13 protein-coding genes are annotated in these 16,216 nt (G+C 63.8%); 5 read left to right on the forward strand and 8 right to left on the reverse strand.

What is annotated here, in order from left to right; all coding sequences use genetic code 11:
* Position 1: 1 nt before the first annotated feature.
* The 8 genes from CDN38_RS13570 to dnaA form a co-directional block, all read right to left on the reverse strand.
* Positions 2–1,144 carry a DUF2510 domain-containing protein gene (locus CDN38_RS13570; protein WP_075509266.1) on the reverse strand — a complete coding sequence of 381 codons (1,143 nt, stop codon included), beginning with the start codon at positions 1,142–1,144 and terminating at the stop codon, positions 2–4.
* On the reverse strand, positions 1,141–1,746 hold the full coding sequence (locus tag CDN38_RS13575) for a hypothetical protein (RefSeq protein ID WP_075509265.1): 606 nt from the start codon (positions 1,744–1,746) through the stop codon (positions 1,141–1,143). The genes CDN38_RS13570 and CDN38_RS13575 overlap by 4 nt, the downstream gene beginning before the upstream one ends.
* A 160-nt stretch (positions 1,747–1,906) precedes the next feature.
* A complete protein-coding gene (gyrA, locus tag CDN38_RS13580; protein ID WP_075509264.1) occupies positions 1,907–5,680 on the reverse strand; it encodes an intein-containing DNA gyrase subunit A in 3,774 nt (1,257 codons plus the stop codon).
* A 34-nt stretch (positions 5,681–5,714) separates the two neighbouring features.
* Positions 5,715–7,742: a DNA topoisomerase (ATP-hydrolyzing) subunit B gene (gene gyrB, locus CDN38_RS13585; protein ID WP_075509263.1), complete on the reverse strand. Its 2,028-nt coding sequence runs from the start codon at positions 7,740–7,742 to the stop codon at positions 5,715–5,717.
* Between the two features lie 256 nt (positions 7,743–7,998).
* Positions 7,999–8,553: a DUF721 family protein gene (locus tag CDN38_RS13590; protein ID WP_075509262.1), complete on the reverse strand. Its 555-nt coding sequence runs from the start codon at positions 8,551–8,553 to the stop codon at positions 7,999–8,001.
* Positions 8,550–9,716: a DNA replication/repair protein RecF gene (gene recF, locus CDN38_RS13595; protein ID WP_075509261.1), complete on the reverse strand. Its 1,167-nt coding sequence runs from the start codon at positions 9,714–9,716 to the stop codon at positions 8,550–8,552. The genes CDN38_RS13590 and recF overlap by 4 nt, the downstream gene beginning before the upstream one ends.
* Before the next feature lie 20 nt (positions 9,717–9,736).
* Complete coding sequence (gene dnaN, locus CDN38_RS13600; protein ID WP_075509260.1) at positions 9,737–10,936, reverse strand: DNA polymerase III subunit beta; 1,200 nt, start codon at positions 10,934–10,936, stop codon at positions 9,737–9,739.
* Positions 10,937–11,446: 510 nt separating this feature from the next.
* Positions 11,447–12,970: a chromosomal replication initiator protein DnaA gene (dnaA, locus tag CDN38_RS13605; RefSeq protein ID WP_075509336.1), complete on the reverse strand. Its 1,524-nt coding sequence runs from the start codon at positions 12,968–12,970 to the stop codon at positions 11,447–11,449.
* 551 nt (positions 12,971–13,521) lie between these two features.
* Here dnaA and rpmH point away from each other — a divergent pair.
* The 5 genes from rpmH to CDN38_RS13630 all read left to right on the forward strand — a co-directional run bounded on the left by rpmH (position 13,522) and on the right by CDN38_RS13630 (position 16,191).
* The gene (rpmH, locus tag CDN38_RS13610) at positions 13,522–13,665 is read left to right on the forward strand and encodes a 50S ribosomal protein L34 (protein WP_068111553.1); all 144 of its coding nucleotides are present in this window, start codon (positions 13,522–13,524) and stop codon (positions 13,663–13,665) included.
* Positions 13,666–13,688: 23 nt separating this feature from the next.
* Positions 13,689–14,051, forward strand: a complete 363-nt coding sequence (rnpA, locus tag CDN38_RS13615; RefSeq protein WP_075509259.1) for a ribonuclease P protein component — start codon at positions 13,689–13,691, stop codon at positions 14,049–14,051.
* Positions 14,048–14,386 (forward strand): membrane protein insertion efficiency factor YidD, encoded by a 339-nt coding sequence (gene yidD, locus CDN38_RS13620; protein ID WP_408633013.1) that lies wholly within the window; start codon positions 14,048–14,050, stop codon positions 14,384–14,386. The genes rnpA and yidD overlap by 4 nt, the downstream gene beginning before the upstream one ends.
* The gene (yidC, locus tag CDN38_RS13625; RefSeq protein WP_075509258.1) at positions 14,370–15,506 is read left to right on the forward strand and encodes a membrane protein insertase YidC; all 1,137 of its coding nucleotides are present in this window, start codon (positions 14,370–14,372) and stop codon (positions 15,504–15,506) included. The genes yidD and yidC overlap by 17 nt, the downstream gene beginning before the upstream one ends.
* Positions 15,507–15,612: 106 nt before the next feature.
* Positions 15,613–16,191: a Jag family protein gene (locus tag CDN38_RS13630; protein ID WP_075509257.1), complete on the forward strand. Its 579-nt coding sequence runs from the start codon at positions 15,613–15,615 to the stop codon at positions 16,189–16,191.
* Positions 16,192–16,216: the final 25 nt, after the last annotated feature.

Here is a 16,216-nt window from a genome sequence, read left to right on the forward strand (position 1 = left end):
CTCAGTCTGGCGACCAGTGCGGATCCAGGCTCTTCCAGTGCCCTCGTGGGCAGAACCCTTCCCCGCGTTCGTGCCAATGGGCATAGCAGTACGGGGCCTCACACCGTCGGCAGAAACCAGCGTCATCGTATAAGCCGGCGCTGTGTATCTTCGCGTACGTGAACGGCTCGGCAAAACCGCGGGCGATTCGCTCAGCCTGGGCGATCCCGATGTCGTCGCCCAACCCATTGCCCGCCTCGATGCCTTCGAAGATGAGGTGCCAGTTGCCGCCAGCACCGTAATGCCGTTCGTAGACCCGGCGATCGTCCTCAGACCAGGTCGCGAAGTCGTGTGGCCGCAGCCCCGGCGGCACCAATTCCACGAAGGCGGCCTGCTTGCCACACTGTGCGCACAATATTCGGGCGACCACCCTATCGCCGGCCGACTCGGCCATCCGTGGGTGCGCCGCCGAGTGTTGGCCGGGCGGCGAAGCCGAGGGGGCAACCGCTGGTGACGGCGGCGAGTAGTGGTCCGTCCAGGTGCTGCCGTCGAAATATCGCCACCGGCCGCTGCCGCCCGGATCGGGATACCATGCCGCCGGGGCCGACTGCGTCGTCGCGGCATGGGAGGCAACAGATGTCTCCGACGAGGACAACGCGTCCACGTGGTCGGCGGCCTCGCTCAATTCCGTGGCCAGCTCGCGGCAGCGAGCCGGGGTCAGGTCGCTGTAGGTATCGCTCTTGGCTAGATTCACCCTGATCCAGCGTTCACAGCGGCCGTCCGGATATTGGCGACCGTGAATGCGGATATTCGGGTCGGCGACATTTCGGTTGCTGCCGGAGAATTCGCGGCACCACACGCCGGGAGGGCTGTCCGCCCACGGGCCGACCCAATATGCATCCGATGGCACGTCGACCTGGCCGAGCCTGATCGAACTAGAGTTGTTTTGCCGTGCCATCCATCGCGCCGTACTGAGCAGGTGCTTCCGCGGGTGTGCATGAGCTGTGCGAACATCTGGGTCTGGCTCCGGCCCAGGGTCGTCGGGGCCGAAGCGGCGCTCCATTCGCTCCAGCCCCGCAATCTGAAGTGCGGTCAACTGATCGGCCAGTTCGCGCCAACTGTTGGCATATTCGGGATTCCCGGCCGGTGGGACCTTGCGGCTCATGACGGGGGTCCGGCTGCCGACGGTCGAATCGGCGCCGCGCCGCGCGAAAGCGACTCAACGTGATCGGCAGCCTCGCGCGGCGCGGTAACCACCTCGCGGGCCTGCGCCGCCGCCGCCTCGCCAAAGCAATTGAACCTGTCACGCCGATCAGTCCGTGAGTTGATGTCACGCTCACAGCGGCCGTCTTCGAACTGACGGCCACTGATGGTGACCGATGCGATGAAGACCCCCGCGTCCCGGATTTCCCACTGCTTACCGTCGAATTGGCGATACCACAACCCGTTTCGCTCGTAGTGCTGGTTCCACGGGTCTATCCGGGTGGCATCCGGTGGAGCCGGACACCGCCGGTTGAGCGCATTTACCTTGTCGGCAAGCTCCTTCTCGTGCACCCACCGCTGCGCCATCGACCGCAGCCGCACATCGAGGAGGTGGCGTCGTTCATCGCCGCCGAAGGCACGACCACCCAGACGCCGCTCAGGAACCAGGAAGGCAGGCGAACTGGCATCGGGAGAACCCTCAAGCCGCTCCAATTCGGCGACCTGCTCCGGGCTCAACTGGTCGGCCAGTTCACGCCAGTTTTCGGCGTCGTCGGTGTTGGCCACAGGGGAGGTCCTTACTACGGCTAGCGCGAGAATACTTCACGCGTCGCCGCGGACGCATCCAGTGATTTCGACCCGACGCCCGGGTTGGAGCCGTGAGTCGTCACGGATTTCCCGCTGATTGCCGTTTCGACGACACGACCTAGCGCGAGGGCTGGGAACTCTACTTGCCTGTTCCGTTGCCGTCGTCGGTTTCCCCGACCGCCTCCTCGCCTTCCTCGGCGTTGCGTGCGATCGCCAATAGGGTGTCGCCCTCGCCCAGGTTCATCAAGCGGACACCCTTGGTCTGACGTCCCGCTTTACGAACCTGTCGCGCCGCGGTGCGGATGACGCCACCTCCGGAGGTGATCGCGTACAGCTCGCTGTCGTCGTCGGCGATCAACGCTCCGACCAGCCTGCCGCGCCGACGGTCGTACATCACGGTCAGTACCCCTTTGCCGCCGCGGCCCTGCACCGGATACTCCTCGATCGCGGTCCGTTTGGCGTAACCGCCGGACGTAGCGACCAGCAGATAGGTGCCTTCGCGGACGACGTTCAGCGATAGCAGCCGGTCGTCGGCGTTGAATCGCATGCCCTGTACCCCGGAGGTGGCCCGGCCCATCGGCCGCAGCGCCTCGTCGGTCGCCGAGAACCGGATCGACTGCCCGTTGGCCGAAACCAGCAACAGGTCGTCATCGGCCGAGCACAGCACCGCCCCGACCAGCTCGTCGCCATCGCGCAAGTTGATCGCCACGATGCCGCCGGAGCGGTTGGAGTCGAAGTCGGTCAGCTTGGACTTTTTGACCAGCCCGTTCTTGGTGGCCAGCACCAGATACGGCGCATCCTCGTAACCGCGGATCTGGATGACCTGGGCGATGCGCTCCTCGGGCTGGAAGGCCAACAGGTTGGCGACGTGCTGGCCGCGCGCGATGCGGGAGGCCTCCGGCAACTCGTAGGCCTTGGCCCGATACACCCGCCCCTGGGTGGTGAAGAACAAGATCCAGTCGTGGGTCGAGCAGACGAAGAAGTGCGCGACGATGTCGTCCTGCTTGAGACCGGCGCCCTGTACGCCTTTGCCGCCGCGCTTTTGGCTGCGGTACAGGTCGGTCTTGGTGCGTTTGGCATAGCCGGTTTCGGTGATGGTGACGACGACGTCCTCGCGGGCGATCAGGTCTTCGTCGCTGACGTCGCCGTCGGCGGCGACAATCCGGGTGCGACGGTCGTCGCCGTGCTTGTCGACGATCTCACCGAGTTCGTCGCGCACGATGCCGCGCTGTCGCTCGGGCTTGGCCAGGATGTCTTCCAAGTCGGCGATCTCGGCCTCGATCTTGGCCAGGTCGTCGACGATGCGCTGACGCTCCAGCGCCGCCAGGCGCCGCAGCTGCATGTCCAGGATCGCTTGAGCCTGGATCTCGTCGATGTCCAGAAGCTCGGTCAACCCGGCCCGGGCGATGTCGACGGTCTCCGACGCCCGGATCAGGGCGATCACTTCGTCCAGCGCGTCGAGCGCTTTGACCAGCCCGCGCAGAATGTGGGCCCGCTCGTTGGCTTTTCGCAGCCGGTAACGGGTGCGCCGGATGATGACGTCGAGTTGGTGCTCGACGTAGTAGCGGATCATCTGGTCGAGCCGCAGCGTGCGCGGCACCCCATCGACGATGGACAGCATGTTGGCGCCGAAGCTCGTCTGCAGCTGGGTGTGCTTGTAGAGGTTGTTGAGCACCACCTTGGCCACGGCGTCGCGTTTGAGCTCGACGACGATGCGCACCCCGACCCGTTCACTGCCCTGGTCTTCGATGTTGGCGATGCCGGCAAGCTTGCCGTCGCGGACCTGCTCGGCGATCGAGGTGATGAAGTTGTCGTGGTTGACCTGATACGGCAGCTCGGTGATCACCAAAGAGGTGCGGCCGCGCGAATCTTCTTCCACCTCAACGACTCCGCGCATCCGGATCGAACCGCGACCGGTCTTGTAGGCGTCGGCGATGCCCTGGGATCCGACAATGAGCCCGGCGGTGGGGAAGTCCGGGCCCTTGACCCGCTCCATCACCGCGGCCAGCGTCGTCTCTTCGTCGGCGTCGTAATTGTCCAGCGCCCAGAACACCGCGTCGGCAAGTTCGCGCAGGTTGTGCGGCGGGATATTGGTGGCCATGCCCACCGCGATGCCGCCGGAACCGTTGGCCAGCAGGTTGGGGAACCGGCTCGGCAGCACCGTCGGTTCCTGCACCCGGCCGTCGTAGTTGGGGATGAAATCGACTGTCTCCTCGTCGATTTCACGCAGCATCTCCATAGCCAGCGGGGTCAGCCGGGCCTCGGTGTTGTGGCTGACGAAACCGTTGGTGAGGAAGGCGTGGTCGTCGGTGTCGACCCGCAGGCTGTACACCGGCTGCACGCCGGCGTCGGTGACGGAGGCGACCCGCGCGTAGTAGAAGCGGCCGTCAGTCAGTTCGGTGGCGATTGCCCGCACATCGGGATCAGCTATGCGCGAGAGTATCTCCTCGCCACGCGTGCGCCAGCGTTGGATGCGGTCGATGTTGTGGCGGTTCGGCCAATCCTTGTCGACCCAACGGCTGCCGCAGTGCCTGCGGATGAATCGCGCCAGCCCCGGAACGTGGTCGGTGTCCATGCCGGCGCAGCGCGGCATGGACGACAGGATCCGGACGAGCTTCTCCTGCTTGGCACCACCGAAGCCGATCTGGCTTGCGAACAGTTCGGCTGGGGCGCGGTTGGTGATGACGACTTTGTGTTCCCCGACGGCGTGCCGGTAGCGGCGCGAAACAACCCCGAACTCCAGCAGCATCTGCTGCACGTCCTTGGCCAGCCGCTCGCTGCGCGTCGAATAAGAGATCTGGATCGTATTGCGCGGCAGCGCAGAACACGATCCATCACCCTCAAAGAGTGCCTGTAGAAACACGCGTTTGACTGCGGCGGGGCGGTACCAGAGCCACTCGGGAACCGTCTTGGCTTCGGACCGTTGCCCGCACAGCGCTCCAAGTCGGGACCTCATCAACTCGGTAACGTTGGCCACGTCGAGTTCATGCAGAAGCGAACCCGAGGCGATCGTGCGTTGGTACAGGTAGCGCTTTCCACCCACGACTGCGTCGTATGCAGAGACCACCATGTTGAAATAATCGCGGTCCAGGTTGTTGAATCCGGCGCGCTTCGCCGACACGAAGCCTTCACTGATGAAGGCACCCAACAACAGTGCTTCCATCACGTCGCGCCAGTCCGCCGGCCCGAACTCCACGGGCGGGGTCCGCTGCAGCACGACGCAGTCGTCGGGGCGGATCTCCTCGATCAGCTTCCACAACAGCGTCGGCACCCCCCCGACATCGACCAAGCACAGCAATGGATGGTTCGCAGTGCCGGCGACCTCATAACCCTCGGCGGTGCACACCGTATAGGTCTGATGCTCACCCGAATGAAAGAGGCGATCGGCCGCTACTGGGTTGCCGTGCCGATCCAGCACCTTCAGCTCGACCGCGTTATCCGAATTGGACCGGGCGCCCGGAACGACATCGCCGATGCGCACCGACTGTCCAAGTGGCAAACGCACCAACGCATCTCCGGTCACGCAATAGCGCATCGCCGCCGGTGGATCGTTGCCCGGAGAACCGAAGTTGCCCTGACCGTCGACGAGCGGATAACGCAGCGACCATGGCTGCGCCATCCGCACCAAGGTGTCGTAGATCGACGCGTCGCCGTGCGGATGGTAGTTGCCCATCGTCTCGGCGACCGACCGTGCCGACTTGGCGTGGCTGCGGTCCGGACGGAACCCCGAGTCGTACATCGCATACAGCACTCGCCGGTGCACCGGTTTGAGCCCGTCGCGCACTTCCGGCAGGGCACGGCCGACGATGACGCTCATCGCGTAATCGATGTAGCTGCGCTGCATCTCCTGCTGAATGTCGACCGGCTCGATCCGCTCGGCGGAATCATCGGGCGGCAGCGTCGTGTCTGTCATCTATTCCTCGTTTGCAACTCGTGCGCGGGCACGCTTAGACATCTAAGAAGCGAACGTCCTTGGCGTTGCGGGTGATAAAGCTTCGGCGTGCATCCACGTCCTCGCCCATCAGGATGGAGAACAGCTCGTCGGCGGCGGCAGCGTCGTCCAACGTGACTTGACGCAACACCCGCACCGACGGGTCCATGGTGGTTTCCCACAATTCCTTGGCGTCCATTTCGCCCAGACCTTTGTAGCGCTGGATGCCGTCTTCCTTGTTGATCTTCTTTCCGGCCTTGAGCCCTGCCTCCAGCAAGCCGTCTCGCTCACGATCGGAGTAGGCGAATTCGGGGTCGGAACGTTGCCATTTGAGTTTGTACAGCGGCGGCTGGGCCAGGAACACGTGGCCGTTCTCGATGAGCGGACGCATGAAGCGGAACAACAACGTCAACAACAACGTCGAGATGTGCTGACCGTCGACATCGGCGTCGGCCATCAGCACGATCTTGTGGTAACGCAGTCTCGCGATGTCGAATTCGTCGTGAATGCCGGTACCCAACGCGGTGATGATCGCCTGGACTTCGGTGTTCTTCAGCACCCGGTCGATGCGGGCCTTCTCGACGTTGATGATCTTGCCGCGCAACGGCAGGATGGCCTGAAACATCGAGTCGCGGCCGCTCTTCGCCGAGCCGCCGGCTGAATCGCCCTCCACCACATACAATTCGGACTTGCGTGGATCGGTCGAGCGGCAGTCGGCCAATTTTCCCGGTAGTCCGCCCAGATCGGTTGCGCTCTTGCGCCGCACCAACTCGCGCGCCTTGCGGGCCGCAATCCTGGCCTGCGCCGATGAAACTGCCTTGTTGACAACGGTTTTAGCATCAGCGGGGTTGGCCTCGAACCAATGGGTGAGCTGTTCATTGCACACCTTCTGCACGAACGACTTCACCTCGGTGTTGCCCAGTTTCGTCTTGGTCTGGCCCTCGAACTGCGGCTCGCTGACTTTGACCGAAATCACCGCGGCCAACCCTTCCCGGATGTCGTCGCCGGTGAGGTTGGGGTCTTTGTCTTTGAGCAGTTTGCGGTCCTTGGCGTACTTGTTCACCACGGAGGTCAGCGCGCTGCGGAACCCCTCTTCGTGAGTCCCACCCTCATGGGTGTTGATGGTGTTGGCGAAGGTGTGCACCGACTCCGAATAGCCGGCATTCCACTGCATCGCGATCTCCACTTCGTGGCCGGGGCCCTTACCGGAGAAGTCGACAATGCTGCTGTGGATGGCGTTCTTGGTGCGGTTGATGTGCTTGACGAAGTCAACCAGGCCACCGGGATAGTGAAAGGTACGCCTCTTCACCTTGTGCGGGGCGGCGGATTCGGCGGCCTTCTCGCTGGCCGACTTCGGGGCCTCGGCGACGTCACTGACCACCTCGTCGACCACCTCGTCCTGGGTCACCCGCTGATCGGTCAGGTTGATGGTGAGCCCCTTGTTGAGAAACGCCATCTCCTGCAACCGTCGCGCGACGGTTTCGAAGTCGTACTCGGTGGTTTCAAAAACGTTGGGGTCGGCCCAGAACCGCACCGTCGTGCCGGTCTTCTTCGTCGGCGCGCCTTGCTTGAGCCCCATCGGCTCGGATTTCTCGTAAACCTGCGACCACTCATGGCCGTCGCGCTTGATCTCGACCTCCAGCCGGACGGACAGCGCGTTGACCACCGAGACACCCACACCGTGCAGCCCGCCCGATATCGCATAGGCGTCGGAATCGAACTTCCCGCCGGCGTGCAGCTGAGTCATCACCACGTCCACGGTCGGTATGCCGGAGGCGTGCATCGCGACCGGGATTCCGCGGCCGTCGTCGGTCACCTCGACACCGCCGTCTTCGAGCAGCACCACGGTTACGGTGGCCGCGTAACCGGCCATCGCCTCGTCGACCGCGTTGTCGACCACCTCCCAGATGAGATGGTGCAGACCACGCTCACCGGTCGAGCCGATGTACATGCCCGGGCGTTTGCGGACGGCCTCTAACCCCTCGAGAATCGTGATGGATGCAGCGCCGTATTCGTCTTGGGCCTTCTTCTTCTGGGCAGCCACGGTCCGAATGCTCTCCTCGGGGTTGCAATGCGAGCGGTCCAGTCACCGCAGCGGGTCGTGTACCTACTCTACCGTGAGCACCTGTCCGCACCGATTCTCTAGGCGCGTTTCCACCTATCTAACTGCGCCGTGCGCTCGATATCTTCTTTGAGGACGCGTCCCGACGTCGGGGATGCGGGTCCGCTTCGTCCTGGTGGATTTGAGACGCGGACGAAACGCAACTCGGGCCCGACGCCTGATGGACCCGGATCGCGGTCTAGCCGTAAGTGTCGCGCGGACCTCTGCCGGCGATGTGCCGCGGTCCTTTGCGCCACGACGGTGCGGCCGGGCCGGTGATTTTCAGCGAGGTCACCACGCCGTTGCCGACCGCGGCGGCGATCTTGGCCAGTAGTTGCGTCTGCATGATCCGCAACTGCGTGGCCCATGCGGTCGATTCGGCGGTCACGCTGAGCACACCGTCGTCCAGCGAGGTGGGAGTCGCATGGTCGGCGATCTGCTGGCCGACGACTGCAGCCCACTGGCCCAGCACGGTGCCCTCGCCGACACGTCCGGACCAACCGCGCTTCTTCGCCAGTTCGCGGGCTAACTTGCCCAACGGTTGCGGATCGCGAGCGTCGGGTCCCGGACCCGACCAGCTTCGGCGCTGTCCGGCGACGCGGCGCGACGAAACCGGCTGCACCACCGGCCCGCGGCCGAGATCGCGTCCCCGGGCACGAGCGGCGGCCCGAGCCTCTGCCAGGGTCCGTCGGACCAAGTCGATACCGTTGTCGGGTTGCGGGGTGGGCTCCTGTCTCGATTGTTCGCCGTTCACGCTGACACCACCGATACTCGTCCGTCGTCACCGTCACGCAAATCGATCTGCACCCGCCTCGCATCCCAACCCGCCGGAATGTCTTCCGGCACCGCCGCGGTCACAACAACCTGTTCGGCCGACTCCGCCGCACTCGCCAGGGCCCTACGGCGCTGGGTATCCAGTTCGGCAAAGACGTCGTCCAACAACAACACCGGGTCGCTACCCTCGACCCGCAACAGTTCATAGGCGGCCAGCCGTAGCGCCACCGCCATCGACCACGACTCTCCATGGCTGGCAAAACCTTTGGCGGGTTGGTCACCCAACCGCAATTCCAGGTCGTCGCGGTGCGGACCGACCAGACATACCCCACGTTCCACCTCGGCATCACGACGCGCGGCCAACGCCGCCAACAGCCGGGCCTCGAGGTAGTCCCGATCGGCAGCCCCGTCAATCTCATGCGATCCGGCGACCACCGACGTCATGCTGGCCCGGTATTCGATGGACGCCGTACGTGACTCCGGCGCCAGCAATTGATACGCCTTTGCCACCTCCGGGGCCAATTGGCTGACCAAATCCAAACGGGCGGCCATCAATTCGGCGCCGTGCTCGGCCAGTCGGCTGTCCCAGACATCCAGGGTGTCCAGCACACCGCGGTCGCCTCGATACCGCGCGCCCGCTACGGATTTCAGCAGCGCGGTACGCTGCCGCAGCACCTTGTCGTAGTCGGCCCGGACCGCGGCCACGGCGGGGCGCCGTAGTGTCGCCAAATCGTCGAGGTAGCGTCGCCGATCCGCCGGATCTCCGCGGACCAATGCCAAATCCTCGGGAGCGAACAGCACTGCTCGCAACACCCCGACCACTTCACGGGTGCTGCGCACCGGTGACCGGTTCAGCCGGGCCTTATTGGCCCGTCCCGCGGCGATCTCGAGGTCCACCGCACATTCCCGACCGTCGTTGACCACGATCGTCGAGATCACCGCACGGTCGGCGCCTGCTCGGATCAGCGGCGCGTCGGTGCCGACCCGATGCGAACCTAAAGTGCTCGAATACCACAGTGCTTCAACGAGATTCGTCTTGCCGAACCCGTTCGGACCTACGAACACGGTCCGCCCCGGGTGTAATTCGAGATCCGCGTGCGCCCAGGAGCGGAAATCACGCAAACCCAAATGCCGGACGTACACCTACTTCGGCACCACAACGATCAGCCCGGCAACCGAACCGGCATCAGCAGGTAGACGTAGTCCGTCGGCACCGCCGGGAAGGGACCACTACCGGTCGGCGTGACATCCTCGGCTGATGCGGGACGCAGCAAAGCAGGCTTTCCCGGGGTGGTGAAACCAAACGACACCCGCTCGGAATGCAACGACGCCAGACCGTCGGTCAGATATGTCGGGTTGAACGCGATCGTCAACGGTTCACCGGCGAAGTCGACGGCAAGGTCTTCCTCGGCTCGTCCGACATCGTCGGCGCCGGCGGAAAGCCGCAGCGTCTCTTCGGCGAATTCCATGCGGACCTGCGCGCCGCGATCGGCGACCAGCGCGACCAGCTTGATCGCTTCGGTCAACTCCGCCACATCAGCGGTGGCGACCGCGGTGTGCTCGACCGGCAGTAGTTGGCGAAATTTCGGAAACTCCGCGTCCAGCAGCCGGGTCGTGCTGCGCTTGCCGTTACCGCTGATCCCCAACAGCCCGTCCTTGCCGACGCCGGTGCCGGCACCCAATGACAGCCGGACATCAGATCCGTCACTGTTGGCTTTGGCGGCCTCGGCCAACGTCTTGGCCGGCACCAGCACCGACGCTTCGACCTCGGGCGACAACACGGTCCACGTCAATTCGCGTACCGCGAGGCGGAATCTGTCGGTTGCCGCCAAAACCACCGTCTCACCGGAAATCTCGACGCGGATACCGGTCAGCATCGGCAGTGTGTCGTCACGACCGGCCGCGATGGCGACCTGACTGATGGCCTCAGCGAACAGATCCGACGGCAACGTGCCGGTGTCATCGGGCAGCGTCGGCAGCGTCGGGTAGTCCTCCACCGCCATGGTCGGCAGCGAGAACCTGGCGTTTCCGCAGTTCAAGGCGACCCGGTTACCGTCGACGTAGAAATCGACCGGCTTATTGGGCAAGGCGCGAGTGATATCGGACAACAGCCGACCTGAAACCAAAACGCTTCCCGGAGAGGATATTTCGGCAGCAACCTGTACTTCGGCGGAAACCTCGTAATCGAATCCGGAAATTGTCAGCCCGTCGTCTGAGCCCGTCAACAGCACACCTGAGAGCACCGGGACCGCTGGCCTGTTCGGCAGGTTCTTCGCCACCCACGACACCGCCTCGGCGAACGACTCCTTCACCAAGCGAAACTTCAAGTCGGTGACACCAGTCTGGGTCGTAGCCGCGTCCATTGCGTCCCTTCACCTAACAGTGAGTTCGATCCCTAGATCCGTGAGCCAGCTCCCGCCGCCGGCATCGCGATTGCCCGTGACATAGCGCCGCAACGGCAGTCGAACAACAACCGTAGAACGTCTGGCTCCAAGTTGAAAGCTAATCGTCAACGCTGACATGTCGGGCTACGCACCCTCGCGAGGGACGCGGTGTGACGGGTGTCCCCAGACCCCTTCTTCTAAGGACAACCCTCGAATAGATTTCAATAACAGTAATAAGGGGTGTGAGTTTTGGGGATGGCCCGGTGTCGGTGCTGCTAGGCGACGAACCGGGGTGTGGATGACGACCTTGCCGGCTGTGTGGGCCGTGTGAGCTGCTGGGGATGAATCGTCAGGTGTGCAAAGGAAGACCCAAGTGTGCAATCCAGTTTCGGGTGGCTGTACACACAACTACACACACCGAATCGGTGTGGCTGCTGTGACTGGCGTGAGAGAAGTTTTTTGCAGAAAGCGACCGGAAATGGACCGGGTTCATCGCTTGGAGCGCTGCCGGATCCTTGTCGTGAGCTCTTTGACGTGATCGAAGACTTCGCGGCGTTCAGCCATTTCGGACAAGATCTTGCGTTGGGCGTACATGACCGTGGTGTGGTCGCGGCCGAACGCCTGACCGATCTTGGGCAGAGACAGATCGGTGAGCTCACGGCAGAGGTACATGGCGATCTGGCGCGACTGGGCCAGCGATCGGGTCTTGCCCGGTCCGCGCAGCTCTTCGACCGTGGTGTCGAAGTACTCGGCGGTGGCGGCCATGATGGTCGCCGCGCTGATTTGCATGGCGGTGGCGTCGGCGATGAGGTCGCGCAGCACGATCTCGGCCAGGGCTTTGTCGATCGGCGTCTTGTTCAGCGAGGCGAATGCGGTGACCCGGATCAGTGCACCCTCGAGTTCGCGGATGTTGCGTTCGATGCTGCTGGCAATGAGTTCTAGGACGTCGTCGGGTACCGCGAGCCGTTCCATCTGTGCCTTCTTGCGCAAGATGGCGATGCGGGTCTCCAACTCCGGGGGCTGCACATCGGTGATCAGACCCCATTCGAACCGGGTCCGCAGCCGGTCTTCGAGCGTGGCGAGCTGTTTGGGCGGCCGGTCGGAGGAGATGACGATCTGCTTGTTCGCGTTGTGCAGCGTGTTGAAGGTATGGAAGAACTCTTCCTGGATGCCTTCCTTGCCTTCGATGAACTGGATGTCATCGACGAGCAACACGTCGACGTCGCGGTAGCTGCGCTTGAAGGCGACCTTGCGGTCGTCGCGCAAGGAGTTGATGAAGTCGTTGGTGAATTCCTCGGTGGAGACGTACTTGACCCGCATCCCGGGGAACAGTCGCTGCGTGTAATTGCCGGCGGCATGCAAGAGGTGAGTTTTCCCCAGTCCCGACTCGCCCCAGATGAAGAGGGGGTTGTAGGCGCGCGCAGGTGCTTCGGCGATGGCCAGGGTGGCGGCGTGCGCGAACCGATTGGAGGCGCCGATGACGAAGGTGTCGAAAGTGTAGCGGCGGTTGAGGCTGGTTCCACCAGTGGCGGCGACGGTATCGGTGCCCGACGGGCGCTTGGTGAAGTACGTGGGCCAACTGGGCCGAGGGCTGCCGGCGGTCTCGTCGGTGTCTCCGGCGATTTCGGGCGACGCTTCCGGTGACATTTCCAGGCCGGGCTCATCGGCCGGCACCGCGCTCTCGTCGGCGTCAGCGGTGGGTGGAGGTGGCGCGATACGGACACCGAGTTGGATCTGGTGGCCGAGTCGTCGGCTCAGCGCGTCGGTGATCGGGGTACGCAGGTGACGCTCGATTTCGTTTTGGACGAAGCTGCTCGGGACCGACAACAGCGCAAACCCCTCGACGATGGTGAGCGGCTGGACAAGGTTCAACCATGCTCGTTGCTGAGGGGTGAGGGGAGTGGCGAGGGTGGTGCCAGTGCCCGGGATGCCGTCAGCGTTGAGTTCCCCGTTGAGTTCGGCGACGACCGCATTCCACACTGAGGCAAAGCCGGACCCGGGATCATCGGTCAACGACGCATCCCCCTGGTCCGACATCGAGGTGCAATTGTCGGCGACAAGCAAACTGTCCACATGGTTATCCACAGTTGTGGAAAAGACGGTCGACTACATTCCGTAGCCTTTCGGCCACGGCCCGCGATCTCCGCGCTGCATCCAACCACCCGGCTGTCGGGGCAGCTAGTCGATCCGCCATCCTCGCTTCATCGTCGGCCGCCGTTTCAGTCCGAAACAGCACTGCCCGAAGCTAACAGTTTTCGGTGCGGCTGCCAACAGTTCTTTCGTTTTCGGGTCGCCGTCTTTGGATGTGCGTGCAATACGGAGTGCGTTAGAGGCAGCCATCTTTCGGTGCGGGCCGGTGAGGTCTGAGTCTGTTGCGACTGGCGAGGTTTGACCAGGCGAAGCCTCGTCAGTACCCTCAAACAGTCGCCCGAAAGTCGGCGATACGGCTGCGACCTGGATTATGCCTCCGGGGACCGCGCCGGCCAGCAGCCAGACCACCTCCGGCCGCCGACTGTGCACGATGAGCGGGCGGATGGTATGCGAGACACATCGAGGAGAACGCCGTGGCCAAGGGCAAGCGGACCTTCCAGCCGAACAACCGGCGCCGAGCCCGCGTCCATGGTTTTCGACTGCGGATGCGTACCCGCGCCGGGCGAGCCATCGTGTCCGGCCGGCGCCGTAAGGGCCGCCGCGCACTGACTGCCTGATCGTCGAGGCAGGTTTCTTAGCGGTGCTGCCCGCACGCAACCGCATGAGGCGGTCAACCGAGTTTGACGCAACCGTCAAGTACGGGATCCGTACCGTACAGCCCGACGTGGTCGTCCATGTCCGTCGGGGTAACGATTCGCAGGACTGTAGCGGTCCGCGGGTGGGATTGATCATCGCCAAATCGGTGGGCACCGCGGTCGAACGCCATCGGGTGGCACGTCGGTTGCGCCACGTTGCCCGGCCGTTGTTGGGCAACCTGCATCCATGCGACCAGGTGGTGATCCGGGCACTGCCGAGCAGTCGGCACGTCTCGTCGGTATGGCTGGAACAACAGGTGCGACGCGGCTTGCGACGCGCGTCCGAATCGGCGGGTGTCGGCCGGTGACCCAGTCGGCGTGGAGTCGCGCGAGCGTGGCGAAGGCCACCGGGCGATGGACAGCCCGCGGACTGATTTTCATGATCAATCTCTATCGGCACATGGTTTCTCCGCAACGGCCGGCCTCCTGTCGTTTTGTCCCAACCTGCAGCCAATACGCGGTGGATGCGCTGACCGAATACGGCCTGATCCGGGGCAGTTGGCTGACGGTAGCCAGGCTCGCTAAGTGTGGACCCTGGCATCGCGGAGGATGGGATCCGATACCGGAGCGCCGGGGATGTTCGGATTGCGATGTCCGCCGGGACGTGCCGGCGAAGCAAGGGGAGCGTGAGTCTTTTGTTTGATTTCTTCAGCCTCGACTTCGTCTACTACCCGGTGTCGTGGATCATGTGGGTCTGGTACAAGCTGTTCGCGCTGATCTTCGGGCCGTCGAACTTCTTCGCGTGGGCGCTCTCAGTGATGTTCCTGGTGTTCACGCTGCGTGCTCTGCTCTACAAACCGTTCGTCCGGCAGATCCGTACCACCCGTCAGATGCAAGAACTGCAGCCGCAGATCAAGGCGCTGCAGAAGAAGTACGGCAAGGATCGCCAGCGGATGGCGATGGAGATGCAGAAGCTGCAACGCGAACACGGGTTCAACCCGATCCTGGGTTGCTTGCCGATGCTGGCGCAGATCCCGGTGTTCTTGGGCCTGTATCACGTGTTGCGTTCGTTCAACCGCACGACGGGCGGCTTCGGCCAGCCGCAGATGTCGGTGGTGGAGAACCGGCTCACCGGCAATTACGTCTTCACCCCGACCGACGTGGGCCACTTCCTGGACGCCAACCTGTTCGGCGCCCCGATCGGGGCGTCGATGACTCAGCGCGGTGGGTTGGACGCGTTCATCGATTTCAGTCGGCCCGCGGTGATCGCGGTCGGTGTGCCGGTCATGATCCTGGCCGGCATCGCAACTTACTTCAACAGCCGGGCATCGATTGCCCGGCAGAGCCCAGAGGCGGCGGCGAACCCGCAGACGGCGATGATGAACAAGTTGGCGCTCTATGTTTTCCCGCTGGGCGTCGTGGTCGGTGGCCCGTTCCTTCCGCTGGCGATCATCCTCTACTGGTTTTCGAACAACATCTGGACGTTTGCCCAGCAGCACTATGTGTTCGGGATGATCGAAAAAGAGGACGAGGCCAAGAGACAGGAAGTGTTGCAACGCAGGGCAGCCAACGCACCTGCCCCCGGAGCCAAGCCGAAGCGCCTGCCCAAGACGGCGTCTGCAGGCGGTGACGGGTCGGTGGCCGACCCGGATGCCGAGGGCGGCGTGAGGAACACGGGCCCGGCTGATCAGAGCCCGGAAGGGAAGTCGGCCGAGAAAGCGCCACGGACTCAGGCCGGCAAGCCGCCTCAGGCCGGCCGGAATAACGCCCCCGCCGGCCGTACACCGCGCCCGGGTGCGCGACCAAAGAAACGCAAACGGTAAGAGCGCGTCACAGCGTTTGCGGGACGAGCGGCACGACCGCCCAGAAAGCCTCAGCAGAATGCCGCGAAACATCGCCAACACTGACCCGTGAGTGAGGGAGAAAGCCATGACTGATGCCGAAACCACCGAGCTCGACATAGAGAGCAAGGCAGCGGTGGGGGATGTCCCAGATATCGCAGAAGACGTGATGCCGACGGACGCCGATGCCGAGGAGGCCGATCTGGAAGACCGATTGGTTGCCGAGGGAGAGATCGCCGGGGACTACTTGGAAGAGCTGTTGGACCTCTTGGACTTCGACGGCGATATCGATCTGGATGTCGAGGGTAACCGCGCGGTGGTGAGCATCGACGGCAGTGACGACTTGAACAAGTTGGTGGGTCGCGGGGGCGAGGTGCTGGATGCCCTGCAGGAGCTCACCCGATTGGCGGTGCACCAAAAGACCGGGGTGCGGAGTCGATTGATGCTCGACATCGCAAGCTGGCGCCGGCGCCGCCGAGAAGAATTGGCGGCATTGGGGGAAAGGGTGGCGCGGCGTGTTGCCGAGAGCGGTGAACGTCAGGAACTCGCGCCGATGACACCGTTCGAACGCAAGATCGTCCACGATGCGGTCGCGGCGGTGCCCGGTGTGCACAGCGAAAGTGAGGGCGTCGAGCCATCGCGGCGCGTTGTGGTTCTGCGCGACTAACCCGTTATCCGACCGCGATCCCACC

Origin of the sequence: Mycobacterium ostraviense (assembly GCF_002705925.1) — a bacterium.
Classification (GTDB): Bacteria; Actinomycetota; Actinomycetes; order Mycobacteriales; family Mycobacteriaceae; genus Mycobacterium; species Mycobacterium ostraviense.

Coding starts and splice junctions, on each gene's coding strand:
- CDN38_RS13570 (WP_075509266.1), bottom strand. CDS start 1,144: ATGAGCCGCAAGGTCCCACCGGCCGGGAATCCCGAATATGCCAACAGT.
- gyrA (WP_075509264.1), bottom strand. CDS start 5,680: ATGACAGACACGACGCTGCCGCCCGATGATTCCGCCGAGCGGATCGAG.
- dnaN (WP_075509260.1), bottom strand. CDS start 10,936: ATGGACGCGGCTACGACCCAGACTGGTGTCACCGACTTGAAGTTTCGC.
- CDN38_RS13630 (WP_075509257.1), top strand. CDS start 15,613: ATGACTGATGCCGAAACCACCGAGCTCGACATAGAGAGCAAGGCAGCG.